This window comes from Trinickia sp. (assembly GCF_051953405.1).
Classification (GTDB): domain Bacteria; phylum Pseudomonadota; class Gammaproteobacteria; order Burkholderiales; family Burkholderiaceae; genus Trinickia.
In genome coordinates this window covers 79,059-103,623 of record NZ_JBQCIV010000159.1, presented here as the reverse complement: position 1 = coordinate 103,623, position 24,565 = coordinate 79,059, and the positions used below count along the sequence as shown (strand labels likewise).

26 protein-coding genes are annotated in these 24,565 nt (G+C 63.9%); 5 read left to right on the top strand and 21 right to left on the bottom strand.

All coding sequences use genetic code 11. The annotated features are described in order from the left end of the window. Window positions 1-21: 21 nt before the first annotated feature. Window positions 22-1,293: a VRR-NUC domain-containing protein gene (locus ACTHN9_RS29255; protein WP_440540320.1), complete on the bottom strand. Its 1,272-nt coding sequence runs from the start codon at window positions 1,291-1,293 to the stop codon at window positions 22-24. Between the two features lie 13 nt (window positions 1,294-1,306). Next, on the bottom strand, window positions 1,307-4,123 hold the full coding sequence (locus ACTHN9_RS29250; RefSeq protein ID WP_440540319.1) for a type VI secretion system Vgr family protein: 2,817 nt from the start codon (window positions 4,121-4,123) through the stop codon (window positions 1,307-1,309). A gap of 349 nt (window positions 4,124-4,472) precedes the next feature. On the opposite strand from ACTHN9_RS29250, the gene ACTHN9_RS29245 reads away from it, so the two are divergent. Continuing rightward, entirely contained in the window at window positions 4,473-4,631 is a 159-nt protein-coding gene (locus ACTHN9_RS29245; protein WP_440540318.1) for a hypothetical protein, read from the top strand. A gap of 23 nt (window positions 4,632-4,654) precedes the next feature. On the opposite strand, the gene ACTHN9_RS29240 is transcribed toward ACTHN9_RS29245, so the two are convergent. The 16 genes from ACTHN9_RS29240 to ACTHN9_RS29165 all read right to left on the bottom strand — a co-directional run bounded on the left by ACTHN9_RS29240 (window position 4,655) and on the right by ACTHN9_RS29165 (window position 19,322). After that, window positions 4,655-5,902 (bottom strand): glycosyltransferase, encoded by a 1,248-nt coding sequence (locus ACTHN9_RS29240; protein ID WP_440540317.1) that lies wholly within the window; start codon window positions 5,900-5,902, stop codon window positions 4,655-4,657. Between the two features lie 116 nt (window positions 5,903-6,018). Then, window positions 6,019-6,639 carry an urease accessory protein UreG gene (gene ureG, locus ACTHN9_RS29235; RefSeq protein ID WP_440540316.1) on the bottom strand — a complete coding sequence of 207 codons (621 nt, stop codon included), beginning with the start codon at window positions 6,637-6,639 and terminating at the stop codon, window positions 6,019-6,021. Window positions 6,640-6,664: 25 nt separating this feature from the next. After that, window positions 6,665-7,345, bottom strand: a complete 681-nt coding sequence (locus tag ACTHN9_RS29230; protein WP_440540385.1) for an urease accessory protein UreF — start codon at window positions 7,343-7,345, stop codon at window positions 6,665-6,667. 4 nt (window positions 7,346-7,349) lie between these two features. Further along, window positions 7,350-8,030, bottom strand: coding sequence for an urease accessory protein UreE (ureE, locus tag ACTHN9_RS29225; RefSeq protein WP_440540315.1), 681 nt, complete (start codon window positions 8,028-8,030; stop codon window positions 7,350-7,352). Window positions 8,031-8,047: 17 nt separating this feature from the next. Continuing rightward, the gene (gene ureC / locus ACTHN9_RS29220) at window positions 8,048-9,754 is read right to left on the bottom strand and encodes an urease subunit alpha (protein WP_440540314.1); all 1,707 of its coding nucleotides are present in this window, start codon (window positions 9,752-9,754) and stop codon (window positions 8,048-8,050) included. 46 nt (window positions 9,755-9,800) lie between these two features. After that, complete coding sequence (locus tag ACTHN9_RS29215; protein ID WP_440540313.1) at window positions 9,801-10,106, bottom strand: urease subunit beta; 306 nt, start codon at window positions 10,104-10,106, stop codon at window positions 9,801-9,803. A gap of 13 nt (window positions 10,107-10,119) precedes the next feature. Then, window positions 10,120-10,422 carry an urease subunit gamma gene (locus ACTHN9_RS29210; protein ID WP_102648250.1) on the bottom strand — a complete coding sequence of 101 codons (303 nt, stop codon included), beginning with the start codon at window positions 10,420-10,422 and terminating at the stop codon, window positions 10,120-10,122. Between the two features lie 247 nt (window positions 10,423-10,669). Further along, the gene (locus ACTHN9_RS29205) at window positions 10,670-11,575 is read right to left on the bottom strand and encodes an urease accessory protein UreD (RefSeq protein ID WP_440540312.1); all 906 of its coding nucleotides are present in this window, start codon (window positions 11,573-11,575) and stop codon (window positions 10,670-10,672) included. A 62-nt stretch (window positions 11,576-11,637) separates the two neighbouring features. Further along, a complete protein-coding gene (gene urtE, locus ACTHN9_RS29200) occupies window positions 11,638-12,330 on the bottom strand; it encodes an urea ABC transporter ATP-binding subunit UrtE (RefSeq protein WP_440540311.1) in 693 nt (230 codons plus the stop codon). A gap of 63 nt (window positions 12,331-12,393) precedes the next feature. Next, a complete protein-coding gene (gene urtD, locus ACTHN9_RS29195; RefSeq protein ID WP_440540384.1) occupies window positions 12,394-13,179 on the bottom strand; it encodes an urea ABC transporter ATP-binding protein UrtD in 786 nt (261 codons plus the stop codon). 62 nt (window positions 13,180-13,241) lie between these two features. Then, window positions 13,242-14,492 carry an urea ABC transporter permease subunit UrtC gene (urtC, locus tag ACTHN9_RS29190; protein ID WP_440540310.1) on the bottom strand — a complete coding sequence of 417 codons (1,251 nt, stop codon included), beginning with the start codon at window positions 14,490-14,492 and terminating at the stop codon, window positions 13,242-13,244. Then, on the bottom strand, window positions 14,489-16,102 hold the full coding sequence (gene urtB, locus ACTHN9_RS29185) for an urea ABC transporter permease subunit UrtB (RefSeq protein ID WP_440540309.1): 1,614 nt from the start codon (window positions 16,100-16,102) through the stop codon (window positions 14,489-14,491). Before urtB ends, urtC begins: the two co-directional genes overlap by 4 nt. 112 nt (window positions 16,103-16,214) lie before the next feature. Then, window positions 16,215-17,513 carry an urea ABC transporter substrate-binding protein gene (gene urtA / locus ACTHN9_RS29180; RefSeq protein ID WP_440540308.1) on the bottom strand — a complete coding sequence of 433 codons (1,299 nt, stop codon included), beginning with the start codon at window positions 17,511-17,513 and terminating at the stop codon, window positions 16,215-16,217. Window positions 17,514-17,905: 392 nt separating this feature from the next. Then, entirely contained in the window at window positions 17,906-18,229 is a 324-nt protein-coding gene (locus ACTHN9_RS29175) for a rhodanese-like domain-containing protein (protein ID WP_440540307.1), read from the bottom strand. 87 nt (window positions 18,230-18,316) lie between these two features. Next, window positions 18,317-18,970, bottom strand: a complete 654-nt coding sequence (locus tag ACTHN9_RS29170) for a protein-L-isoaspartate O-methyltransferase family protein (RefSeq protein ID WP_440540306.1) — start codon at window positions 18,968-18,970, stop codon at window positions 18,317-18,319. A gap of 94 nt (window positions 18,971-19,064) precedes the next feature. Beyond that, window positions 19,065-19,322 carry a hypothetical protein gene (locus ACTHN9_RS29165; RefSeq protein WP_440540305.1) on the bottom strand — a complete coding sequence of 86 codons (258 nt, stop codon included), beginning with the start codon at window positions 19,320-19,322 and terminating at the stop codon, window positions 19,065-19,067. Between the two features lie 127 nt (window positions 19,323-19,449). On the opposite strand from ACTHN9_RS29165, the gene ACTHN9_RS29160 reads away from it, so the two are divergent. From ACTHN9_RS29160 to ACTHN9_RS29145, 4 genes are all read left to right on the top strand, one after another. Continuing rightward, a complete protein-coding gene (locus tag ACTHN9_RS29160; RefSeq protein WP_440540304.1) occupies window positions 19,450-19,731 on the top strand; it encodes a YkgJ family cysteine cluster protein in 282 nt (93 codons plus the stop codon). 23 nt (window positions 19,732-19,754) lie between these two features. After that, window positions 19,755-20,774, top strand: coding sequence for a tryptophan--tRNA ligase (trpS, locus tag ACTHN9_RS29155; protein WP_440540303.1), 1,020 nt, complete (start codon window positions 19,755-19,757; stop codon window positions 20,772-20,774). A 66-nt stretch (window positions 20,775-20,840) separates the two neighbouring features. Then, entirely contained in the window at window positions 20,841-21,446 is a 606-nt protein-coding gene (locus ACTHN9_RS29150) for a DUF1439 domain-containing protein (protein ID WP_440540302.1), read from the top strand. Window positions 21,447-21,540: 94 nt separating this feature from the next. Beyond that, window positions 21,541-22,377 (top strand): undecaprenyl-diphosphate phosphatase, encoded by an 837-nt coding sequence (locus tag ACTHN9_RS29145; protein WP_440540301.1) that lies wholly within the window; start codon window positions 21,541-21,543, stop codon window positions 22,375-22,377. A gap of 63 nt (window positions 22,378-22,440) precedes the next feature. Here ACTHN9_RS29145 and trmB read toward each other — a convergent pair whose 3' ends face one another. From trmB to ACTHN9_RS29130, 3 genes are all read right to left on the bottom strand, one after another. Continuing rightward, window positions 22,441-23,217 carry a tRNA (guanosine(46)-N7)-methyltransferase TrmB gene (gene trmB / locus ACTHN9_RS29140; protein WP_440540300.1) on the bottom strand — a complete coding sequence of 259 codons (777 nt, stop codon included), beginning with the start codon at window positions 23,215-23,217 and terminating at the stop codon, window positions 22,441-22,443. Window positions 23,218-23,394: 177 nt separating this feature from the next. After that, a complete protein-coding gene (locus tag ACTHN9_RS29135; protein WP_440540299.1) occupies window positions 23,395-23,601 on the bottom strand; it encodes a hypothetical protein in 207 nt (68 codons plus the stop codon). 266 nt (window positions 23,602-23,867) lie between these two features. Then, window positions 23,868-24,308 (bottom strand): lysozyme inhibitor LprI family protein, encoded by a 441-nt coding sequence (locus ACTHN9_RS29130; RefSeq protein WP_440540298.1) that lies wholly within the window; start codon window positions 24,306-24,308, stop codon window positions 23,868-23,870. Window positions 24,309-24,565 lie beyond the last annotated feature (257 nt).

Sequence of the window (24,565 nt, the reverse complement as noted above, 5' to 3'; positions counted from 1 at the left end):
CCGTCATGAATCGAATGATGGTTACGAAGCAGTCGCGAGACCGGCCGTGGCCGAAACGCCGAGTATCACCGCCAGTGCGGACAGAGTAGCCGCCGACGCCGTCGCGATTATTGCTGCCAGCGCCAACAGGATGGCCACCAGCGCTTCGGCTAGTACGAACGCGACGACCACTCCCGCGACAGTCACGACCATAACTACGAGCCCGTTGATAATAGAGGTGCCGACCTGTGTCCAGTCGACTTGCTTGAGCGCATCCCACGTCAGATCCGTCTCACGAACGATGGCGTCCCAGCCGGCCCTCAGTTGCGCTGCTGTATAGCGATAGACTTCGTGTCCCTTCTCATCGACCCACGTCCACGTTGCCGAGGCGGTATCGGTCACCCATTTACCCGTCGTCATGACCCACGAGGCATGCTGTTGCAGCCACGCATGCGCCTCGGCGGAGACGAGGCTGATGCCGTCGTTCAGCATATCCCAGACAGACGCAACTGCACCCTCTGCGTCCTGTTCCAGTTGTCGCGCGTGGCTAACCCATGCCTCATACCAGGCCGGTTCGGGAATCGGGTTGACACTGCGAATCGGTGCCCGAAGCCGCTGCTTTCGTTCATTCTCGCGTTCTTCGGGCGACATCCCCAGCACTCGCTCGCGTACCTTTTCTAGTTCACCATTGCAGTCGCTAACGTCTATCACAGTCATGCGGTGCATGTACTCACCGGGTTTCGCCGCGATCTTCCGATAGGCTTGCTCTTGGCGATCTCCCCACTTATCGCCAGGGAACTTGACTTCGACAAGGCGCAGCGAGTTTCCCGTGTGTCGGTTACCCTGGTGATCGACATCGCCGCGGCCCGGCCACCTGTTCTCCGGATTCGTCACGATGATGACATCGGGACGCCGAAGATAACCCGCCCGCATACCAGGTGGGAACGGATTTAAGCTATGCCGACGCCCCCCTGGTGGCTCCATGGCCTCATCGCTAAGGAAGGGGATCGGAGCTATGCGCCCTTGTGTAATGAATTCTGGATACATATCAAAGCTGACTTCCGCCTTGTACTGCCAACGAAATTTTCCGAGGGCCTCGTCAGCTCGAATCGCCTCGGTCATGACGAGCTGCTTGAGCAGCGCAATCGTATTCGATCCATCTGGCAATCGGATATTGACGAAGTCCGGTGCCTTCAGCGCGTATTCGATCTTTTCCTGCAAGTAGCCCTTCGTGCCAGGCGGGAGTTCCGCGTAGGTCTTTTGTTCGTCAACCGTTGTGCAAGTGGTCGCCACTTGCACCATCGTGCTTGCCATCTATCGGACCCTCTCAAGAATCAACGTAGTCTTTTGCGATGCCCGTCCTGTCCAGTCCGGCGAATTGCCACGACTCGGTCTGTACAGGTTTCTGCTTTACGGCGTGCAGCGGGACATCCTGTTCATCTTGCGTGAAAACGGGTGTCGTTTCGCCCCGCTCACTCGTGACGCTTCGCAATGTTCGACCGCCCGGCGTTTTGAGCGAGTAAGGATGCCGCGGCAATGGCGTGCCGTCGCTCTGATCCCGCAGGACGTACTGCGCTTGATGCGACGGCTTGAAGGGCGCGAGTTGGGTCGGGCTACTGGCCGGCCCGTGGAAGCTGTGGGAACTGCCCTTGTACGTGACGCCGCCCGGTGCGTGAATCTCGATGTTGCCGTCCGCGATGCGGATGACGGCCCCGCCGCATTGCAGTTCGATGGCCTTGTTTGCCGAGAGCCGGATAACGTCCGTCATCGACTCCATTTCCACGGCCTTCTGCGCAGCCAGTCGGATCGAATCGTCGTGCGCTTCCAATTGCATCGGGCCATGCGCAGCGGTCGCCTTCAGTCCCGCACCCGCGTTGAACTCCATCCGTTCACGCGCCGACGCGTGCAGGCGAGCGCCGGCCGTCATTTGGATATGCTTGGCCGCCGCATGGTCGACGTTCTCGCCCGCGAACACGCCATACGTCTTCGGCGTGAAGTGACCGGCACCGCCGCGCGCGGCGAATGCCATCATGTCGCCGTCATTTGCCCCCGGTTCAGAACGCCACTGCTTCAGTTTTTGCCCGAGCCGGTCGAGCCCCGTCTTGTCCGGTCCTTCTAAGCCGTGCTGATGAGCGTAATCGCCCATTGCCGCGAACAGTTCGCCGAACTGGTCCAGCAGTTCGAGCATTTCATTCCGGTCGAGCAAGCCGCCGCTTGCGGCCGTGCGCGCGTAGGTCGTCAGCATCAAACCCTGCGCGGCACGAGCCACGAGCGCCGCATCGGTGCGCAGCTCTGCCCCGTACCCGCGCGACTTGCCTCGGCCGCTCGCGCTCGGATGGGCGATGTGACCGAGGTTCAGTTGGGAGTAGCCCTCGTCGCTTGCTACTTGCGCATTGATTTGCCCTGGCCAGTCGGAAAAGACCACCTGGTTGCCTCGGCCGCCATTGATTTCTCGACTGCGAAATCCGAGCATGTATGGATTGCCGGGCAACTGCGTCGCGCGCGAGAACGCCGTCGGCATGTGGGCCGCATCGTTGAGCGTGCCCTTGATGAATAGGCGGTTGGGGTCGCCTCCCAAACTGTCCAACACGACAAGCATTCCGGGACGTAACGGGAACGAGAAGCCATACCGTTCGCCCGCCCGCGGATTGAGCGCAAGTAGCGGGGCGCTATCGGCCGGCGTGCCGCTCGTGCCGGCGCCGTCCTCGTGATCTCTCGGGTTCAGTCCTAGCAACTGCACCCATGCGCGACCGTATTCGTCGGTCGTCAGCGGCATGCCTTCCGATGCGACGACACGCCCGAGAATCGGCGGAGTCGGTGGAAGATCGATGCGAGGATCGTAGGCGGGTGTGAGCGGCACGCCTCGCGGCACGCAAGAAAACGCGATCTCATAGCGTTCGCCGCTCAAGGGCGCGTAATCCGTGCCGAAGGCCGCGTTCTCGATCGGGCCGGCAAAACGGGCACGGCTCGCGGCAAACACCCGCTGTGCCTGTTCGTCGAGCATCTTGGGCAAGTTGTTCCACAGCCGACGGTGAAGCTCGATGGTGACGAACCTGCGTTCCTCTTCCGGCGTCAGTGCCAGCGGGGCATACCCCTGCAACTCGAACCATTCGGCGATCCCGATATCGATCACGTTGCCCGTGAAATCGACGCGCTGAGCGCGGTGGTCGTGCGACAGCATTCGGGCCTGTGCAAGCCGGTTCAGATCGCTCTCCGAATCCCCTGCATGGGGGGCGTCGATGCGATAGTCGGCGAGCAGCGCGGCGAGGCCATTGCCGAACTCGCCATGATCCACCTGGCTTTTATAGCCGGCGCCGTCCACGTCGGCGGTCTTGTAGTCGGGCGACCGAATGCTCGTCTTGCCCGGCGTGATCGTCTGCATCCGCTCGATCGACACGATTCCTTCGGTGGTATCGGTGCCGGTGGAGCGGCGAAAGCGCAACGCTCCGGCGGGAGTGTGCGGCAGGCGCATCGGATCGTCGAACATGGCGATCGTATGCATGGGCGTCGAGCTGTCCTTGCCCGTTTTGCCGTCGCGGTCGCCCGCGCGCGCGAAATACGCGATCCCATCGCGGCGGGCGAGCCGCTCGATGAACTTGCCGTCCGATTCGTCCGCTTGCCGCACAAACGCTCGTTCGGGATACCGATCGCTGTCCAACATCGACAAATCGATATCGACGGCGCGGGAAAAAGCCGGCGTTCGGCTATATCCGGAAAATAGCGTGTGAACGATGTCGGGCAGGCTTTGACTCTTGAAAATACGCGAATTGAATTTCCCGCGTAGTAACGCAATGGCATCGACGATCGTGAACTCGTAGCAGGTCAATTCGCCATCGGATGCACCGATGCGCACTTGAGCGACGATGCCGTTGATCGTCCGAAACCGACGCGTGGCGGCAGCATACATTTCGATCCCGACGGGAAGCCCAAGGAATCGCGACGGCAACAGATCGCGGTACGCGGAAACATAGACGAGTCGACCGATCACGCCCGTCATCAGTCCTTCGTGGATATCGGCGTACAGCAGCGCGAGCAGGTAGTCGAATTCTCGCTGGCGGTCATGCCCCCAGTTCGTGCGGACGGGACGCTTCCCGAAAGCACTCGTAATTTCGGCGACGCTGCGTATTTGGTCGACGTATGACAAAACAGTCCTTTCCGCCAAATAATGACGGTGCAAAGATCCGCGGCGCCAATGGCGCGCGATCGATGATGGAATATCTGTAGTGTGACCTGTCAGCGAACGTTTGGCAGCCTGACTATTCTGCTATACGAACGCATCGCGATGTTTGGCGGCCGCCTCAGCGATTTCTCTCGCGTTTTCTTGCGTTTTGCATAAAAGTTGATCCTTTCGATTCGGCCATAATCTTCGGAAAATGCGCTCTCGTACTGCTCTTTTAAATTTTATAAGCCGCGCATTATAGCAATGGCGCGTTGGCGCGCCGGATCGATTTGATGACCGCGACTGGATGCATTGCTGATTCTCGTGCCGCGCCATGCGCAGCGTTTCGACGAAGTGGCTGCTCGGGTCGAGCGGCGCCCGGTGTGGGGTGGCGATGGGCGCGACGGCATCGGCGTTTGCGGCACGTCATCGCGGGGCGACGGGGCGAACGGTGACGGTGCCCGAAGCGTTGCTGCCGCAGCCGGAGGCTTAGCCGGCTGACAAGGCCGCCGATGCTCAAGTGGGAATAGGTTCGAGCGCCAAAGCCGCTTTCGGATGGTGGCGAGCCTTCAACACGTTGCCCAGACAAACCGCCAGCCGCTCCTTGCTCGCGTCGATGCCATAGTCTTGCGCCCGAGCACGCGCCGTGGCGCTCATCTCTTCACGCAGTGGCTCGCTGGTGAGAATCCGTCCCATGGCGTCCGCCATCGTCTGTGTGTCGCCGATGGGGACGAGCATGCCCGCGCGCCCGTGGTCCAGAATGTCCCGCGGGCCGGTCGGGCAGTCCGTCGAAACGGTCGGCCTGCCGTGCGCGAGCGCTTCGAGCAGTCCCATCGGTTGGCCCTCGTTGCGAGAACTGAGGATGAACAAGCTGGCGCCGGCGATCAGCGCATGAGGGTTGTCGACGTGCCCGATAAAATGCGTGCGCTCGGCGATACCGAGCGATGCCGCGCACGCTTCGAGTGCTTGCCGGAAGGCGCCGTCGCCGACAATGACGAGGTGTTCGGCGATGGGCGTCTCTTGCAGCAGGCGGGCGTACGCGTGGAGTAACGTCCGATGATCCTTCTGCAGTTCGTCGAGACGCGCTACCGAGACGATATAGGGAGCCGCCACGGGGCTGCGCGGGGCGGCGGGTTCATTCGCACGCGCGCGGATCGCATCGACATCGATCGCATTCGGCAGCAGAAACGGGGACGGCAGATCGTTGCCGAATAGCAGGGGCGCTTCATCGGCCATTTGCTGGTTCAGCGCGATCACGCGGTCGTAATCGCGCAATTGGCGCGACAAGCGGCGCACTTTGCGCGGGCGATGGCCGAAGCGGGCGTTGAAGCTGAAATGGCTGACCGCCACCGAAGCAATGTCGAAACCGCTCATCCATCGGCGTAGCGACATGTCGAAGTCGATCAGCACGTCGTGCTGGCGTGCGAGGGCCGCAAGACGCCTGCGCACATAGGGGTGGACCGCCGCGGTATTGAATACGTCGCGGCAGACGCGCCCAAGCTTGCCCAGGCGGCCGGCGTAGCGGCGCGCTTCGAGCCGGGTCAGCCACCTGCGATCGGCCAGTACTTCGATTTTGACGTCGGCCGGTACGCGCGCGCGAAACTGCTGCTCGAATGACGGCGACGAAAACATCACCGAAAGCGTGACGTCGAAGCGGTGACGGTCGAAGATCCGCAGCCACTGCATGAGCGCCGATTCGATGCCGCCCTTATTGAATCCGACGATATGTATAAGGACTGCGATGCGTTCCTGCGAATGGCTCATGGTCGATATGCGAGGTCTTGCGCGGCCTACCGCCGTGGCGACGGATGGCACTGTTGATATGCGCATGAGTCTAGCATTACACGCCGGAATGGGACAGCGAGGGGCCATTCCCCGCGCTACCCGGCGAACAACCCCTTGCGCTCGATGAACGCAACCACATCCGCCAGCCCGCTTTGCGTCTTCAGATTGCACATGACGAACGGCCGCTCGCCGCGCATCGTTTTCGCGTCGGCGGCCATGATGTCGAGATTCGCGCCGACATGAGGCGCGAGATCGGTCTTGTTGATGACAAGCAAATCCGACTTCGTAATCCCCGGCCCGCCTTTACGCGGAATCTTCTCCCCGCCTGCCACATCGATGACGTAGATTGTCAAATCGGACAACTCGGGGCTAAACGTTGCGGCGAGGTTATCGCCGCCCGACTCGATGAAGACGATATCGGCATCGGGAAACCGTTTCAGCATCCGGTCGACGGCTTCGAGGTTGATCGAAGCGTCTTCGCGTATCGCCGTATGCGGGCAGCCGCCCGTTTCGACGCCCATGATTCGCTCGGGGGCGAGGGCGCCTGCAACGGTCAGCAGCCGCTGGTCTTCCTTCGTATAGATGTCGTTCGTGATCGCGACGAGATCGTAGCGATCGCGCATCGCCTTGCACAGCATCTCGAGCAGCGTCGTTTTGCCCGAGCCCACAGGGCCGCCCACGCCCACGCGCAGCGGCGGCAGCTTCTTGGTTCTCATCGATCGATTTCCTTACAGATTCGAGTTACGAACGGAACAGGCGCGAATACTGCGCCTCGTGCCGTGCCGACAGTACGCCCAGCATGGGCGAGAAGGTATTGATTCGCTCGGGCGGCGTGGCCAGCGCACAGTCGACGGCCTGCCCGATAACCGCGCGCGCAGCCACCAAAATGCGCTGCCCCGCGAGTTGGCCGAGCGGCACGGCTTTGATGGCCGCGGCCACTTGGTTTTCGGCCCAGGCGAAGGCGTAGGCCGCGAGTGCGGCGTCCGCCGTCACGTCGTGCGCCCATGCCGCGAAGGCGAATGCCGTAGGCTGCGAGAGCGGCGTCATCGCGCCGAGCGTCGCGCGCCGCGCCGTATCGCCCCATTCGAGCGACAGCGCAAGCTGCTTGAGCGACCACCCCATCTGTTCGGTTTCGCGCCGCAACTCGGCCGCCTCGCGACTCGCCAAGAATTGCGCGTCGGCCGCGGCGAGCGCATCGGCATCGTGTTGCTCCCAGCGCGCGAGTTGATGCGCGATGAACGGCAATTCGCCACGTGCGAGAACGTGCAGCAACCCCTGTTCGATCCAGGTGCGCGCGGTGTCCCCATCGCCGATCCAGTGCGCTTCGACGGCCGCTTCGAGCCCCTGCGAATAGCTGAATGCGCCGATCGGTAAAGCCGGCGAGGCGAGATGCAACAGGGCCGTCAGTTCGGCAATGCGCATGATGTCAGTGCCGATGAGGGTGGTCGTGCCCGCAACTGTCGCAGCCTTCGTGGCTGCGATCGTGGCCGTGTCCGTGCTCGTGGGCGTGGTCATGGCCGTGGCCGTGGTCATGAGCGTGGTGATGCTCATGCTCATGCTCATGGCCGTGTCCGTCATCGTGCGCATGCCCATGACGCTGCTCGAAGACCTGCTGCGCGAGCGCGTAATCCTCGGCGAAGGTTTCGTCGTGGCCGTGACGGTGGCCGCCACCGTAGGCGCCTGCCTCCGGGTGAAACGGCAGCGTTGCCCGCTCCACTTGCGCACCCAGGCGCATGAGCATCTCCTCGAGCACCGAGTCCGCCTCGAGCTTCAAGTAATCGATGCCGATTTCCACGGGCGTATGTCGATTGCCTAAGTGATAGGCCGCGCGTGTTAGCGTGAGCGCGTTTCGCGCACGCACGACAAGCACCGATTCGGCAGCAGCAATCACGCGCACGAGCGCACCGTCGTCGGCAACGAGCACATCGCCGTCCGCGAGGATCGTTCCGCGCGGCATCACGAGCCCGACTTCCTCGCCCGTATCGAGCGCGGCGGCGAACCGGCTCTTGCATCGCGCGCCATAGGCGAGCGTGAGCGTAGGCGCGCGCGCGACGAGCGAGGCCGCGAGTTTCGCTGGAGGGGCAACGCGTTTATCGATGGTTCGCATCGGAAATGAATGTCCTCTTAAAACAAGAAATACCGCTGCGCCATCGGCAACACCGTCGCCGGTTCGCAAGTCAGCAATTGGCCGTCGGCCACGACCTCGTACGTTTCCGGGTCGACGCTGATCGAAGGTTGCCACGCGTTGTGCACCATATCGGCCTTCGATACGGTACGGCATCCGCGCACGGGCACCACGCGCTTTTGCAGCCCATAGCGTTCGGCGATCCCCGCATCCAAAGCCATCTGCGACACGAACGTCAGCGAAGTCTGCGCAAGCGCAGCGCCGCGCGTGGCGAACATCTCGCGATAATGCACGGGCTGGGGCGTGGGAATCGACGCATTGGGATCGCCCATTTGCGCTAGGGCGATCATGCCGCCCTTCAGAATGAGCGTGGGCTTCACGCCGAAAAACGCCGGCTCCCAGAACACCAGATCGGCCCATTTTCCGGCTTCGATCGAACCGACCTCATGCGCGATGCCATGCGTGAGCGCCGGATTGATCGTGTACTTCGCCACGTAGCGCTTCGCCCGAAAATTATCGTTGCGGCCGCTGTCTTGCGGTAACGGACCGCGCTGCGCTTTCATCTTGTGCGCGGTTTGCCACGTGCGAATGACGACTTCGCCCACGCGCCCCATGGCCTGGGAATCGGACGAGAGCATCGAGAGCGCGCCGAGATCGTGCAGGATGTCTTCGGCTGCGATCGTCTCGCGGCGAATGCGCGATTCGGCAAAAGCCAGATCCTCGGCGATCGACGCGTCGAGGTGATGGCACACCATCAGCATGTCCAGATGCTCGTCGAGCGTATTGATGGTGTACGGGCGGGTCGGATTCGTCGACGAGGGCAGCACGTTCGCCTCGCCGCAGACCTTGATGATGTCGGGCGCGTGGCCGCCGCCGGCGCCTTCCGTGTGATACGTATGAATCGTGCGCCCTTTGAAAGCGGCGACGGTCGCTTCGACGAAGCCCGCTTCGTTGAGCGTATCGGTATGAATCGCCACCTGCGTGTCGGTGGCATCGGCTACGCTCAGACAGTTGTCGATCGCAGCCGGCGTCGAGCCCCAGTCCTCGTGCAGCTTCAGGCCGATGGCGCCGGCGGCGATTTGCTCTGTGAGCGGCTCGGGCAAACTCGTGTTGCCTTTGCCGAGGAAGCCGAGATTCATCGGCCAGCCGTCGGCGGCCTGCAGCATCCGCTCGAGATGCCAGGGCCCGGGCGTACACGTCGTAGCGTTGGTGCCCGTTGCCGGGCCCGTGCCGCCGCCGAGCATCGTCGTGACGCCCGACGCGAGCGCCTCTTCGATCTGCTGCGGACAGATGAAATGGATGTGCGTATCGATGCCGCCGGCCGTCACGATCAGCCCCTCGCCGGCGATGATCTCGGTGGCCGCGCCGATCGCGATCGTCACGCCCGGCTGGAGATCGGGGTTGCCGGCCTTGCCGATCGCCGCGATGCGCCCGTTCTTGATCGCGATGTCGGCTTTGACGATGCCCCAGTGATCGAGAATCACCGCGTTCGTCACGACGGTATCGGCCACCTCGTGCGCGTTGCGCTGCGATTGCCCCATGCCGTCGCGGATCACCTTGCCGCCGCCGAACTTCACTTCCTCGCCGTACACGGTGTAGTCGCGTTCGACCTCGATCGTGAGGTCGGTATCGGCGAGCCGAATGCGGTCGCCCGTCGTCGGTCCGAACATTTCCGCGTAGGCGCGGCGGCTGATACGTACTGTCATGACGATTGGGAATCCTAAATATTAACGATGAGCGCCGACGAAAAAGTCACAGCGGTCCCATGACCTTGCCGTTGAAGCCGTAGACGATGCGTGCGCCGGCTAGTGCCACGAGTTCGACCGTGCGCGATTGCCCGGGTTCGAAGCGCACGGCGGTGCCGGCGGCGATGTTCAGCCGAAAGCCCCGGGCCTGTTCGCGATCGAACGCGAGCGCCGTGTTGGCTTCGTAAAAGTGATAGTGGGAACCGATCTGCACGGGGCGGTCGCCGGTATTGGCGACGGTGAGCGTGCGGGTCTCGCGGCCGGCGTTCAGTTCGATGTCGCCGTCGTCAAGCAGGATTTCGCCGGGAATCATAATGCGCGTCCCTTTAGGGAATCGGATGGTGGACCGTGACGAGCTTGGTGCCGTCGGGAAACGTCGCCTCGATTTGAATCTCGGGGATCATCTCGGGCACGCCTTCCATGACGTCGTCGCGCGTGAGCAGCGTCGTGCCGTAATGCATGACTTCGGCAACGGTTTTGCCGTCGCGCGCGGCCTCCATCAAGGCCGCGGAAATGAAGGCGACCGCTTCGGGATGGTTCAGCTTCAAGCCGCGTGCGCGGCGTCGTTCGGCAAGCAGGGCGGCGGTAAACACCAACAGCTTGTCTTTTTCTCGGGGCGTCAGTTTCATGGCGCGCGGCGCTCAAACGTTGTGTCGATAAAAAATAAGGCGGCGATGCTCGGGACGGCGACCAACCCAGCGTCGATTCGTCGGCAGGCCGGACGGGGCGCGACAAAGTGCGCGGTTATCGTAGCACCGGCATGCCGCTCGCGGGGGTGTCTTTGTCGTCGATCGAACCGGACCGAGGCCCTGACTTCCCGGTGGGATGCCGCGGTGCAAAAAACGCGAGACCCGTACGCGATTCGCTTAGATGCACTTAAGTGCTCCACAGGCGCAGCGCGCGAGCGTCCACCCCATGCACCAGCGGGCGCAGCATCGACCAACACTGCATTAGCGTGTGTTGCAGCGCTTCCATCGAGTGCGCCAATGCGCGGACGACGAGCACACCCGGCGTCACGCAAGAAGCGCCCGCGCGCTGGGCGTCGTCGAACGGCAAGCTTTGCGTCAGCATTTCGGCCAGCGCGTCGTCGCACGCGGGACCGACCGCCCAGAGCGTCCCGTAAGCGGGATACCCGCCGAGCCCCTGGCGCGCGAGACGCAGCGCATCGTCGGCCGTCAATTCCGCATGCTCGAACCAAAGCAGGTTGCCCGAGGCGCCCACGATGCGCGCCGTGCTCGACTGCGCGCCGGCCCGCCATTGCTCGCCCGCGGCGATGCGGCCCAGTTGCGTCGCATCCCAGCCGAGAGCCGTCGCGCCTTCGGCCAGCGTCAACGTAAAGTCCAGCGCAATGCGCGCGGAATCGAACACGATGTTGTTTTGCGGCAGCCAATCGAGCTTCGCCCCGGGCCCGAGCGCGATATCGATCCGCTGACGAGCGAGGCGGCCGTTCGACTTGTACCACTTCGCCGCGCCGGGGGTGGTCAGCACCGCATGCGTGCTTGCGCCGAGCGACACGTCCAGCGTCAAGGCGTCGCCACCGGCAATCCCGCCTGGCGGATGGACGATTACCGCGTGGCAAATCGCGTCGCCCTCGGGATAGAGCGGCTTTTGCACGCGCAGCGGCCCTTTGTGCAGGCGATGCGTCAGCGTAGTGCGTGCACCGTGCTTGGCGAAGCCCAAGGCGAGGCTCGCTTGCCAGCCCTGGGGCTGGCCGCGGCCACGCTCGGGATCGTGCGAGGCCGTCGTCGTGAAAGGGTGAGCGTCGGATACGTAAGCAGACATGAAATGCGTCGGGTGCGCAGGACGCGCGCGTGAGAATGGGATCGAGCATAGCACCGGCCCTCTCAGACGGCGATCATCTCGCGGATACCGTGTGCATCCATCGCGCTGCCGGGGCCGTTCGCGACGATCTCGCCGCGCCGCATGACCCAGTAGTGATCGGCGAGCGCTTTGGCGAAGTCGTAGTACTGCTCGACGAGCAGCACGGTCATCCCCGTTTCGTCGACGAGCTTGCGCAGCGTCCTGCCGATCTCTTGAATGATGGACGGTTGAATCCCTTCGGTCGGTTCGTCGAGAATCAACAAGCTCGGCTCGCTCATCAAGGCGCGACCGATGGCGAGCTGCTGCTGTTGGCCGCCGGACAAATCGCCGCCGCGCCGCTTACGCATCTGCTCGAGCACGGGAAATAGCGTATAGATGCGCTCCGGCACGTGCGAGACGCCGCGCTTGCTGGCCGCGCCGACGAGCAGGTTTTCCTCGACGGTCAATCGCGCGAAGATCTCCCGTCCTTGCGGCACATAGGCGATGCCGCGTGCCACACGCGCCGGCGGCGCGAGTGCATCGAGCGGCTGCCCGCGCCAAGCGATCGTGCCGCTCCTGGCGCGCACGACGCCCATGAGGCAGCGCATCAACGTCGTTTTGCCGACACCGTTGCGGCCGAGCAAGACGGTTAGCGAACCCTGCGGCACGTGCATCGTGACGTCGCGCAAGATGTGGCTGCCGCCATAGAACTGATTGAGTCCGGTCACGTCGAGCATCGATGCGGTCCTTGCGGGGTACGGGTGGTGTAAGCGTATGAGCTTGTTGCGGCGGCGATCGATCTAGCGGCCGAGATACGATTCGATGACGGCCTCGTCGCGCTTGACCTCATCGAGCGTGCCTTGTGCAAGCACGCGGCCCTCCGCCATCACGGTCACGCGTCCGTGCGCGCCGGCGAGCGCGGCAACGAACTCCATGTCGTGTTCGACGACGATCATCGAGCAGGTGCCGCGCAGGCGATCGAGCAGAGCCGCAAGCGCCATGGTTTCGTCGTCGGTCATGCCGGCGGCGGGTTCGTCGAGCAAGAGCAGCGCCGGTTGCTGCATGAGCAACAGGCCGATCTCGAGACGCTGCTTTTGTCCGTGCGACAGTTCGCCGGCCGCCCGCCACGCCTCCTGTTCGAGCCCGATCGTCGCGAGCGTTTCTTCGATCCGTGCGAGCGCCGTGCCCGTCAGCCGTGCGCGCAAGGTGGCGTACCAGCGCTTATCGGCTTTCATCGCGAGTTCGAGGTTTTCCCAAACGGGAAGCTGCTCGAACACGGTCGGCTTCTGGAATTTGCGGCCGATGCCGGCGCGTGCGATCGACGGCTCGTCCATGCGCGCGAGATCGAGCGTCTGGCCGAGAAACACGCGCCCGCGATCGGGGCGCGTGCGGCCCGTGATGACATCCATCATCGTTGTCTTGCCCGCGCCGTTCGGGCCGATCACGCACCGCAGCTCGCCTGTATCGAGCGTGAGCGAGAGGCTATTCAGCGCACGGAATCCGTCGAAGCTGACCGTCACGTCTTCCAGATAGAGGATCGTGCCGTGCGTGACGTCGATGGCGCCCGGCGTCACGAGATGCGCCATCGGCGCGTCGCCCGCGGGTGGCGCGTGGACGGTGGCCCTTTCGTTAGGTGTGCCGTTCATCGTCATGTGCGCTTGCTCCTCGTCCAGAGCGTGGCGGCCAAACCGGCTAGCCCGCGCGGCAACGCCAGCGGCACGACGACGAACAACGCGCCGAGGAAAAAGAGCCAGTACTCGGGAAGATGCGCGGTGAAGACGCTACGCGCCGTGTTGACGGCGAAGGCGCCGGCTATGGGCCCGAGTAGCGTGCCCCGGCCGCCTACCGCCACCCAGATCGCCATTTCGATCGAGCTGGCCGGCGACATCTCGTTCGGATTGATGATGCCGACCTGCGGCACATACAAGGCTCCCGCAATCGCGCACAGCATCGCCGATACGGTCCAGACGAACAGCTTGTAGGCGAGCGGGCTGTAGCCGAGAAACATCAATCGCGTTTCGCTGTCGCGCATGGCGGTCACGATGCGGCCCAGCTTCGACGTCACGATTGCGCGCGCGCCGATGAACGCGAGGACGAGCGCGCCGAACGTCAGCAAGAACAGCGTGACGCGCGTGTCGGGATGCGTGATCGGAAAACCCGCGATGCGCTTGAAATCGGTAAAGCCGTTATTGCCGCCGAAGCCCGTTTCGTTGCGGTAAAAGAGCAGCATCGCCGCATAGGTCAGCGCTTGCGTGATGATCGACAAATAGACGCCCTGCACGCGCGAGCGGAACGCGAAAAAGCCGAACGTCCAGGCGAGCAGCGCGGGCACGGCGAGCACGAGCGCGAGCGCGTACCAAAGATGCTCGGTGCCGTGCCAGAACCAAGGCAGAGCGTGCCAATTGAGGAACACCATGAAGTCCGGCAAATCGCTGCCGTAGACGCCGTCGTGACCGATCGAGCGCATGAGGTACATCCCGATCGCATACCCGCCGAGTGCGAAGAACAGGCCGTGGCCCAAACTCAGGATGCCGCAATAGCCCCAAACGAGATCGAGCGCGAGCGCCGCGATCGCGTAGCACATGAACTTGCCGCCGATCGTCAACGCGTAGGCCGACAGATGGAACGCGCTCGATTCGGGCAGCACGAGCGCCGCGATCGGTGCGCCGCAGCCGACGGCGAGCACGAGCGCGACGAGTGCCGTCCACGCGGGGCGAGACATCAACGGACGCCGCTCGGGCAACGAAAGCCATGGGGCGGTGGCTTGCCGGGGCAGGGCGGGAGGCAGGGCATCGGCGCGATCGGGTTCGCGCGGGAGATCGCGCCCGATGTCTTCGGCGGTGCGCGACACGGGCGTGGCCGCCACGGACGGAGTAAGGGAAGGCATCGTAGGCCTCATGCGCTACGTCCTTTCAGAGCGAACAAGCCCTGCGGACGCTTTTGGATGAACAGGACGATCAAGACGAGGACGGCGATTTTTGCGAGCACGGCGCCCGAGAACGGTTCGACCGCCTTCGTCACGATTCCGAGCCCGAAGCTGCCGAGCACGGTGCCGGCCAGTTGTCCGACGCCGCCGAGCACGACGGCCATGAACGAATCGACGATATAGGTTTGACCGAGGTCGGGGCCCACGTTGCCGATCTGCGACAGCGCGCAACCGCCGAGCCCGGCGATGCCCGCGCCGAACGCGAACGCGTACGTGTCGACGAATGCTGTTTTCACGCCGACGCAAGCGGCCATGCCGCGGTTTTGCGTGACCGCGCGCACGAATAGCCCGAGCCGCGTGCGCGTCAGCACGGCCCACGCGATGGCGACGACGGCCAGCGAAAACGCGAGGATGGCGATCCGGTTATACGGCAGGATCAGGTTCTGCATGACGGCGATGCCGCCCGTCATCCAACTGGGGTTCGTGACTTCGACGTTCTGCGCGCCGAACAACGTCCGCGTGGCTTGCATCAAGACGAGGCTCGCGCCGAACGTCGTGAGCAGCGTCTCTAGCGGGCGCCCATAGAGGCGCTTGAGCACCAGCCGCTCGAGCGCCACGCCCACCAGCGCCGCGGCGATGAACGATGCCGGCACCGCGGCGAGCGGATACCAGTCGAAGCGGCTTGGCGCGTAATGTCGAAAGGCGTTCTGAACGACGTAGGTCGCGTAGGCGCCGATCATCAAGAACTCGCCGTGCGCCATGTTGATGACGCCGATCACGCCATAGGTGATGGCGAGCCCCAGCGCTGCCAGCAGCAACACGCTACCGAGCGAGATGCCGGCGAACAGCGTACCGGCGATGCGGCTATTGCGCTGGATCGCATCGAGCGCGTCGATCCCGCGCTGCGCGGCGGCGCGCACGCGCGGATCCGGCTCGGCGAAGGTGCCGTCGGCCCGTTGGGCGACGAGCGGGCGCAGCAAAGGATAGAGATCGAGATCGCGGCGCGCCGCGACGAGATCGACGGCTTCCAAGCGTTTCGCCGCGTCTTTATCGGTCAGCGCGGTGGTGGCCCACAGCGCGTCGAGACGCCGCTTGAGCACCGGATCGGTTTCCTTGGCGCGCGCCGCTTCGATGAAGGGCTTCATCGACGGATCGGGATTCGCGAGCAGCGCATCGGCGGCTTGTCGTCGCACGGCGAGATCGGGCGAGGCCAATTGCACGCCCGCCAGCGCGTGTGCCACCTTGTTGCGCAGCAAGTTGTTGAGCATGACCGGCTGTGCATCGCCGATGGCGACGAGCCGGCCCGAGAGTGCGTCGTGCGCTTGCGTGTCGTCGGCGTTGTCCTCGATCAGCACCGCGCCCGCGTCGGTCGTCAATGCGCGGCCGTCGGCCAGCGCGCCGAGCAACGCAAGGGCGGCGGCGTCATGCCGGGCGGCGAGCGCGTCGATGGCCGCGGCCTTTGCGTCGAAGTCGTCGCCTGCTAGCGGGGCCACGTCGGAGGCTGTGAGCGCGAAGGCTGACGAAACCCCGAGCGAACAGGCAAAGGCGATGGCGAGGGCGCATCGGCGTAAAGATCGATTCATAGGTAGACGCCTGAAAGGAGCGACGAAGGGTGGCCGCGAGGCGCGCTCGAACGCGCCGCGCCTGGCGGCTGGGCCGCGCAGGCGCAGGGGGACGGCCGAACGAATCGGCCGCTTAGGCGACGCGTCGCCGGCGCAGGAACTCGCCGATCGAACTGACGACATCGGGCTTGCCTTCGTTGCCGGCGATGAACGGGCTCCACGGCTGCGCGCGAATGGCCGTCTTCGTCTTCCACACGATATTGAATTGGCCGTCGCCGCGAATCTCGCCGATCATCACGGGCTTATGCAGGTGGTGATTGCCGTCCATCGCCAACGTGAACCCGGACGGCGCGGCCACCGTCTGCCCGATCATCGCGGCCCGCACCTTATCGACCTCGGTGCTCTTCGCTTTTTCGACGGCTTGTTTCCACATATGGATGCCGACGAACGTCGCTTCCATGGGGTCGTTCGTCACGCGTTTGCTGCCGCCGGGCAGATTCTGCGATTTGACCCATTCGGCCCACTGCGATTTGAATTTCGCATTGGCCGGGCCCTTGACCGACATGAAGTAATTCCACGCGGCGAGATGGCCGACGAGCGGCTTCGTGTCGATGCCGCGCAACTCCTCTTCGCCGACGGAGAAGGCGACGACGGGCGTATCCGTCGCTTTGATGCCTTGGTTGCCGAGTTCTTTATAGAACGGCACGTTCGAATCGCCGTTGATCGTGGAGACGACGGTGGTTTTGCCGCCTTGGGCAAACGCTTTGATGTTGGCGACGATCGTTTGATAGTCGCTATGGCCGAACGGCGTGTAGACCTCTTGGATGTCGGCATCCTTGACGCCCTTCGAGTGCAAGAAGGCGCGCAAGATCTTGTTCGTCGTACGCGGATAGACGTAATCGGTGCCGAGCAGGAAGAAGCGTTTGGCGCCGCCGCCTTCGGGGCTCATCAAGTACTCCACGGCGGGAATGGCTTGTTGATTGGGCGCCGCGCCCGTGTAGAAGACGTTGCGCGACATTTCTTCGCCTTCGTATTGAACGGGGTAATAGAGCAAGCCGTTCAGCTCTTCGAACACGGGCAAGACCGATTTGCGCGAGACCGAAGTCCAGCATCCGAAAACGCAGGCCACCTTATCTTGCGTCAGCAGTTGTCGAGCCTTTTCGGCGAAGAGCGGCCAATTCGAGGCCGGGTCGACCACGACGGGTTGAATCTGGCGGCCCATGACGCCGCCGTTTTTATTGATGTCGGCGATCGTCATGAGCGCCGTATCTTTGAGCGACGTTTCCGAAATCGCCATCGTGCCCGAGAGCGAATGCAAGATACCGACTTTGATCGGCCCGCTGGACGACTGCGCGCGAGCGAATGGCGCTTGCCCTGCGAGCGCAAGCGCGCCGGAGAGCGAACCGAGCTTCAACAAGCTACGACGTTTCATGAGGCATCCCCTTGCCGGTGCTGAAATAGCGATTTGAAATACGCCGCGCGCGGTGTGGTTCGATCGATGCGTCGAGGGCTCACGCGCGGACCAGCGTGTTATGCAAGGGGTATGCCAATTGGGGCGAGATAGGCCGGAGGCTGCCGGCGAGCCGGCTCATCGGCAGGGGCGCGGCCGGAAAAGATAAGCTGCGAGGCTCACGATGGTGCGCGGCGCGCCGAACCCGAGCGCGACGCGCGATATTGGTGATTGCATCGCCCCAAAAAAATGCCGGCCCGCGATAAGGGGCCGGCAGTCTTCGTCGCGTATCGCTTCGATCGTCAGGCGGCGATCGGCAATCGACGGTCAGCGATCAGCGATTCGCAATCAGCGATCGACAATCGATGCGACGCTCAATAAAGCGGGACCTTCGGATCGACCTGACGCGACCACGCGTCGATCCCGCCCTGCAGATTGAAGATGTGCTTGAACCCTCGGCCTTCGAGAAACATCGCGACGTTCGCGCTGCGCGCACCGTGATGGCAGATACAGACGATCTGCGCTTCGTCGTCGAGTTCTTCGCTGCGCGCCGGGATATCGCGCATCGGGATGTCCACGGAGCCGGCGATATGGGCGGTGGCGAGTTCCCACGGCTCGCGCACGTCGAGCAGGACGGGGGCGGGACGCGAGGTATCGGCCAGCCATTCGGCAAGTGCGGGCGCGGTCAGATTTTGCATGATGGGCGATCGATCGAAAGGGCGGTTCGGCTAAGGACGGCGCGACCGGAGACGGCCGCGCCGACGAATGGCGCGGTGCTCGGAACCTTAGAACTTGAAGCGCGGCGGCTGGACGGCGTTCGCGAGCGGTTCGATGAAGGTTTCGAAGACGTCGGCCACGCGGAATTGCTTTTCGTCGATGCGCGTGATGATTTGCGCCTTCATGACGGGCGCCGTCCCGACGAATGCCGCCAGGCGGCCGCCGATCTTCAATTGTTCGAGCATTTCCTGCGGCAGCACGGGCAGGCCGCCCGAGACGCAGATCACATCGTACGGCGCACCCGCGGGCCAGCCGCGTGCGCCGTCGCCCAGTGCGACTTCGGCGTTCGTCGCGCCGTTCTCGGCGAGGTTGCGCTTGGCGAGTTCGGCCAATTCCGGCTTGATGTCGACCGTCAGCACGTGACGGGCGCGGTGCGCCAGCAGGGCGGCCATATAGCCCGAGCCCGCACCGATTTCGAGCACGCTTTCGTGCTTCTTCACCGCCAGCTCTTGCAGGATGCGCGCTTCGACGCGCGGGAAGAGCATGTGCTCGCCCGTGGGCAGCGGCACTTCGAGATCGGCGAAGGCCATCTCGCGGTAAGCGGCGGGGACGAAGTTTTCGCGTTTGACGACCGACAGCAGATTCAGCACGTCCTGGTCCAGCACGTCCCAGGGGCGAATTTGTTGTTCGATCATGTTGAAGCGGGCTTGCTCGATGTTCATGGCGACTTAGCGGACTTGGACGTAGCGGTTCGGTACGACGGAAAGAAACCTCGGGATTGTACCAAACCGCGCGGACCGGCCCCAGCCGCCGCGCTTAGCGTTTGCTGCGCTTGATCTGTGCCTCGAATGCCACGTCGAGCTTGCTGACGCGCTTGGGCTTGGCGGGCGACATGGCGTCGACGAACGCGACGAAGGCGTCGAGCGGCAGCGGCTCCGACAGCGGCAACTCGATCCCGGTGGCCCGGTCGACCAGACGAAAAAGCCCGCCGGGCATGCCGATGGCCGCGTAGTGGGGATTGCCGGTGCGCTCCTTGAGCTTTTGCACCGCGGAAATGGCGCGCGTACCGCGCATGCTGGGATCCTCTAAAATCTCGGGCGAAGTCGCTACTTTACCAAGGTACGTCCGCCCAACCGAACTCGCCGGGCTCGCCAGTCTCGTGCACCGAGTTCGCGCCGACGGTGCGGCGCCGTGCCTCTCGATGGGTTTTACCATGCAATGCCGTAACCGCTGCGGGGCGTGTTGTATCGCGCCGTCGATTTCCAGCCCCATTCCGGGCATGCCGTTGGGCAAGCCCGCGGGCGTGCGCTGTATCCAGCTCGACGCCGACGAACGCTGCAAAATCTTCGGGCATCCCGATCGCCCCGCGGTCTGTTCGTCGTTGCAGCCGGACGAGGTCATGTGCGGCGATAGCCGCGAACAAGCCCTGCGTTGGCTTGGATATATTGAAGTACAGACCACGCCGGGCAGCGATCCCGGCTGATTCACCCCATACAACCCGAGCCCATGACGAACAAAAAACAGCCCATTATCCTCACCGGCGACCGTACGACGGGGCCGCTGCATCTCGGCCACTACATTGGCTCGCTGCGTGCCCGAGTGCAACTGCAGCACGAAGCGACGCAGTTCCTATTGCTCGCCGATACGCAGGCGATGACCGACAACGTAGGCCGCCACCAGCGCGTGACGGAAAACGTGTTGGAAGTGGCGCTCGACTATCTTGCGGTCGGCATCGACCCCGCCAAGTCCACCATCTTTATTCAGTCGCAGGTGCCCGAACTCGCGGAATTGTCGCAGTACCTGCTGAATCTGGTTTCGGTGGCCCGTCTCGAGCGCAACCCCACGATCAAAGCGGAGATCGCCTTGCGCGGCTTCGAGCGCGACATTCCCGCGGGCTTCCTGACCTACCCGGTCAGCCAGGCCGCCGACATCACGGCCTTCAAGGCCACGCACGTGCCTGTCGGGGACGATCAGTTGCCGATGATCGAGCAGGCGAACGAACTCGTGCGCCGCTTCAACTACATCGTCGAACGAGAAGTGCTGGTGGAGTGCGAGGCCGTGCTGTCCGATACGCCGCGGCTGCCGGGTATCGACGGCAAGGCGAAGATGAGCAAATCGCTGGGCAACGCGATTACGCTCGGCGCCACGCCCGATGAAATCTCGAAGGCGGTGAAAGAGATGTATACCGACCCGAACCACTTGCGCGTGAGCGACCCGGGCCAGGTCGAGGGCAATGTGGTGTTCGCGTTTCTCGATGCATTCGAGCCGGACACGCAGAAGGTGGACGAGCTGAAGGCGCACTACCGCCGCGGCGGGCTGGGCGACAGCGTGGTCAAGCGCGTGCTGGACGAACGGCTGCAGGCGATCATCGAACCGATCCGCGCGCGTCGCCGCGAGTTCGAGACCGACCGGGCGCAGGTACTCGAGATCTTGCGGCGCGGCACCGCGCGGGCGCGAGAGGTGGCCGGACAAACGTTATCGGAAGTAAAAGGCGCACTCGGTTTGTCCTATTTCGAGCAAGAATAACGGGGCAGCTTGGATAGGCAGATGGGTACAAAGGTAGATGGGGACGCTAAGTCCAGGAGGTTATGCATGACGTACGCCGTCGCGCCCCGCCGGCGCCGGTTGTTGGGCTTGGCTTGCGCCGCGATCGCCGCCGCGAGTGTCGTTGCGAGTGTCGGCGTTTCGCTCTCGGCTTGCGCGAGCCAGACGTTTCCCTTTATCCCCGATCACTACACGTTTTCGCGCGAACAGGTGCAAGCGGCGGTCGGGCGCAAGTTTCCGTACCGGCACACCGTTTCGCAGCTATTCGAGGTGGCGTTGACGAACCCCGTCGTCGGCTTCGAGCCGAGTGCCGACCGCGTGACGGTCCACGTCGACGCGCATGTGGAAAGTCCGTTTCTGCAAGCGCCGGTCGACGGCGCGTTTCTGTTGACCAGCCAGCTTCAATACGACGAGCCCAGCCACTCCGTCGTGCTGCGCTCGCCGAGCGTCGAGCGCGTCGAGGTGAGCGGGCAGGCGCGCGCCTACCAGCAGCAGATCGAGGCGGCTGGCGCGCTCGCCGCCGCGCAGTGGCTCGACGGCTATCCGATCTACACATTCAAGCCCGAGCAGTTGCAGTTTGCGGGCGTGAACTTCGAACCCGGTACAATTACGATCCTTACAAACGGCATACGCGTCCAGATCGTCGAAAAATAACGACGGGCGCGGCCGCGAGAGGTCGCGCCCCGTGGTTGCCCGGCCCCTCGCGCCGTTCCGACTGAGCGAACTCAAGCGAACAGGGAGGGCATCGATGGATTGGGTGTTGATCGGCAAGGCATTGATCCTCGGCATCGTCGAAGGGCTGACCGAGTTTCTTCCCGTCTCCAGTACGGGGCATCTGATCGTCTTCGGCAGCTTGTTGAATTTCGGCGGCGATGGCGCGAAGACGTTCCACGTTGTCATCCAGTTCGGCGCCATCCTCGCCGTTTGCTGGGAATACCGTCGGCGCATAGGCCGCGTGGCGTCCGGCGTGTGGGGCGATCGGTCGCAGCGCCGGTTCGCGCTGAATGTCGTCATCGCCACGATCCCGGCCGTCGTCCTGGGGCTTTGCTTCGAAGCCGTGATCAAGGACGCGCTGTTCGCGCCGGTGCCCGTGGCGCTTGCGCTCGTGGCAGGCGGGGTCGTCATCCTTTGGGTTCAAGCGCGGGAGCGTCGCTCGGGCGGAGCGACGGGGCGCATTCGGACCATCGACGAATTGCGTCCGCTCGATGCGTTGAAGGTGGGTTTCGCGCAATGCTGCGCGTTGATTCCCGGCGTGTCGCGCTCCGGTTCGACGATCATCGGGGCGATGCTGCTGGGCGTCGAGCGCAGGGTGGCGACGGAATTTTCGTTCTTTCTGGCGATTCCCGTCATTGGCGGCGCTACGCTATACGAACTGCTCAAACACCGCGGCGGGGCCTTCGTCGATATGGCCGACATCCTGACGGCAGGCACGGCCGCCGCATTCGTGAGCGCCTTCATTTGCGTGCGTTGGCTTTTGCGCTACCTCGCCACGCACGATTTCACCGCCTTCGCTTGGTATCGCATCGCGTTTGGGATGATCGTTCTGGTCATCGGCTACGGCGATGTGCTCGATTGGGGCGCGTGACCGTCCGGGTGCGCCCCGCCTTCGGGCAGCGTCTCGGCCTTCCGGCAGCGGAACGCGGCGACCTTAACGGCGCTTGAAGACGAGGTCCCACACGCCGTGGCCGAGCCGTAAGCCGCGCCGTTCGAATTTCGTCACGGGACGATAGTCGGGCCGCGGCGCATAGTCGGACGCCGTATTTTCGAGCGAAGGGTCGGCGCCGAGTACTTCAAGCATTTGCTCGGCGTAGTTTTGCCAATCGGTCGCGCAGTGCAGATAGGCGCCGGGCTTCAGGCGCGAAGCGAGCAGCGCGACGAACGGCGGTTGGATCAGCCGGCGCTTGTGATGTCGTGCCTTGTGCCACGGATCGGGGAAGAAGATGTGCACGCCGTCGAGCGTCCCCGGCGCGATCATGTGTTCCAGCACTTCCACGGCATCGTGCTGAACGATGCGGATGTTCGTGAGTTGCGCTTCGCCGACGAGCTTGAGCAGCGCACCTACGCCGGGTTCGTGCACCTCCACGCCGATAAAGTCGTCGCCCGGCCGTGCCGCGGCGATTTCAGCCGTACTGGCGCCCATGCCGAAGCCGATCTCGAGCACGCGCGGGGCTTGCCGGCCGAACAGCGCCTCCCAGTCCGCGGGGGCGGGCGAGTAGGGGACGACGAAGCGCGGGCCCAGTTCGTCCATGGCGCGGCGCTGGCCTGTCGAGACGCGGCCGGCGCGCGTGACGAAGCTGCGGATGCGGCGCGGAAAGAGCGGCGCTTCGTTCGGGGGCGACGCGGAAGGGTCGTTGGCGTGGGTGGCGCTGTCTGCGTTGTTCGGGGTATCGGGCGGCAGGCCCGGTTCGTTCGGATCGTGAATCATCGTAGGTAACAGTCTAGGGCGTCGGCACCTGGCGACATGAAAAAGCCGCCAACGGGGCGGCTTGCGTGTCGGGTGCACGCCGGCACGCGGCCGGCGTCGAGTCGTGGGCGAGATTGTAGACGATGTCGGCGGGCGGGCGGCGCAGGGCGCTGGCTTGTGCCGGAGGCGGGGGAGGCGTTAGTCGGAGACGATCACGTGGATCCGACTCGGGAATTCGAGCTGAAACTCGCGGGTACGACCGACGCGCACGTCGAGCAATAGGCGCTCGACGTCGCGGAGCATTTGCTCGCTGCTCGGCCCCGAGTGCGACGGTTTTTCACGCAGGTCGGCGGCGAGCGCTTGACGCGTATCGACGAGCAACCCGATGGCGCTCGTGCGTGACATGAAATACCGTTCCATCTTTTTCGGGTTGCACTAGAAGTGGGCGGGCGGCCTGAGCGAAGGCTGTTCGTTGTGTGGCCGAGCCTAGTATCGACAGCGACGCGCGCCGGAAATTCCGCGATTGCTTCAAAACGCGCTGGCTGGTTGCCCCGGAAAGCACGGAGCCTGGCGCGCCGAACGATTCGCGCTGCAAACGGCGAAGCCGACGCTCACAGAGTGGGGGGCAGAGCGTGACATTTCAAGCGTTGATGACAAGATTTATGACGAGGCTATCGGCAGGTGTTCGACGCGAGCGATTGCATCAATTGTTTGGTGCGGTCGGTGGCGCATAGGGCGACGGCTGCGGATTGCATCGATCCGTCGGTCCATTGCTGTTCGGCGGATTGACGGCAGGTTTCGTCGCGCCGCTTTTGCCAGCTGGCGACTTTTTGCGCGAGGACGGCGCCGCATTTGGGCGAGGCGGCGCGTTTTTCGTCGATGAGGCGGCGCAGGGTGCGTTCGGCTGCGAGTTCGTCGCGCCAGGCGCAGAACTTCATGCTGGTTCGGTTCGCGTCGCAGTTGGCGAGCAGCGTCGACACTTCGGCGGGACTGACGCCGCTGCGCTGGGCTAACTCGTCGGTGAGCGTTTGCGCCGAGGCGGCGGCCGACGCCGAGAGCAAGGCGAACAGGATCGGTAAGACGATGCGTACGGTCGATGTTTGCGCTGACATGGCTTGTTCACGTCATCAGAGCAACTTGCCGACTCCGGATGAGGCGCCGAGCGGGGGCGTGCGATCGGAATCCTAGCGGGGGCTCCGCAGGTTCGTGGGGCTCGAGAGGAGCGAACGATGCGGGTGCGCGGCTCGGGCGTTTGCACGCTTTCCGAGAGGAGCGCACGGCAGTATAGCAAGTCTTGGGGCGGGGGGAGAGGCTTGGCGTGCGGGCAAATCTGGGGTGGGAGCGGGGGGGACGTGCCGCTTCGGGAAGG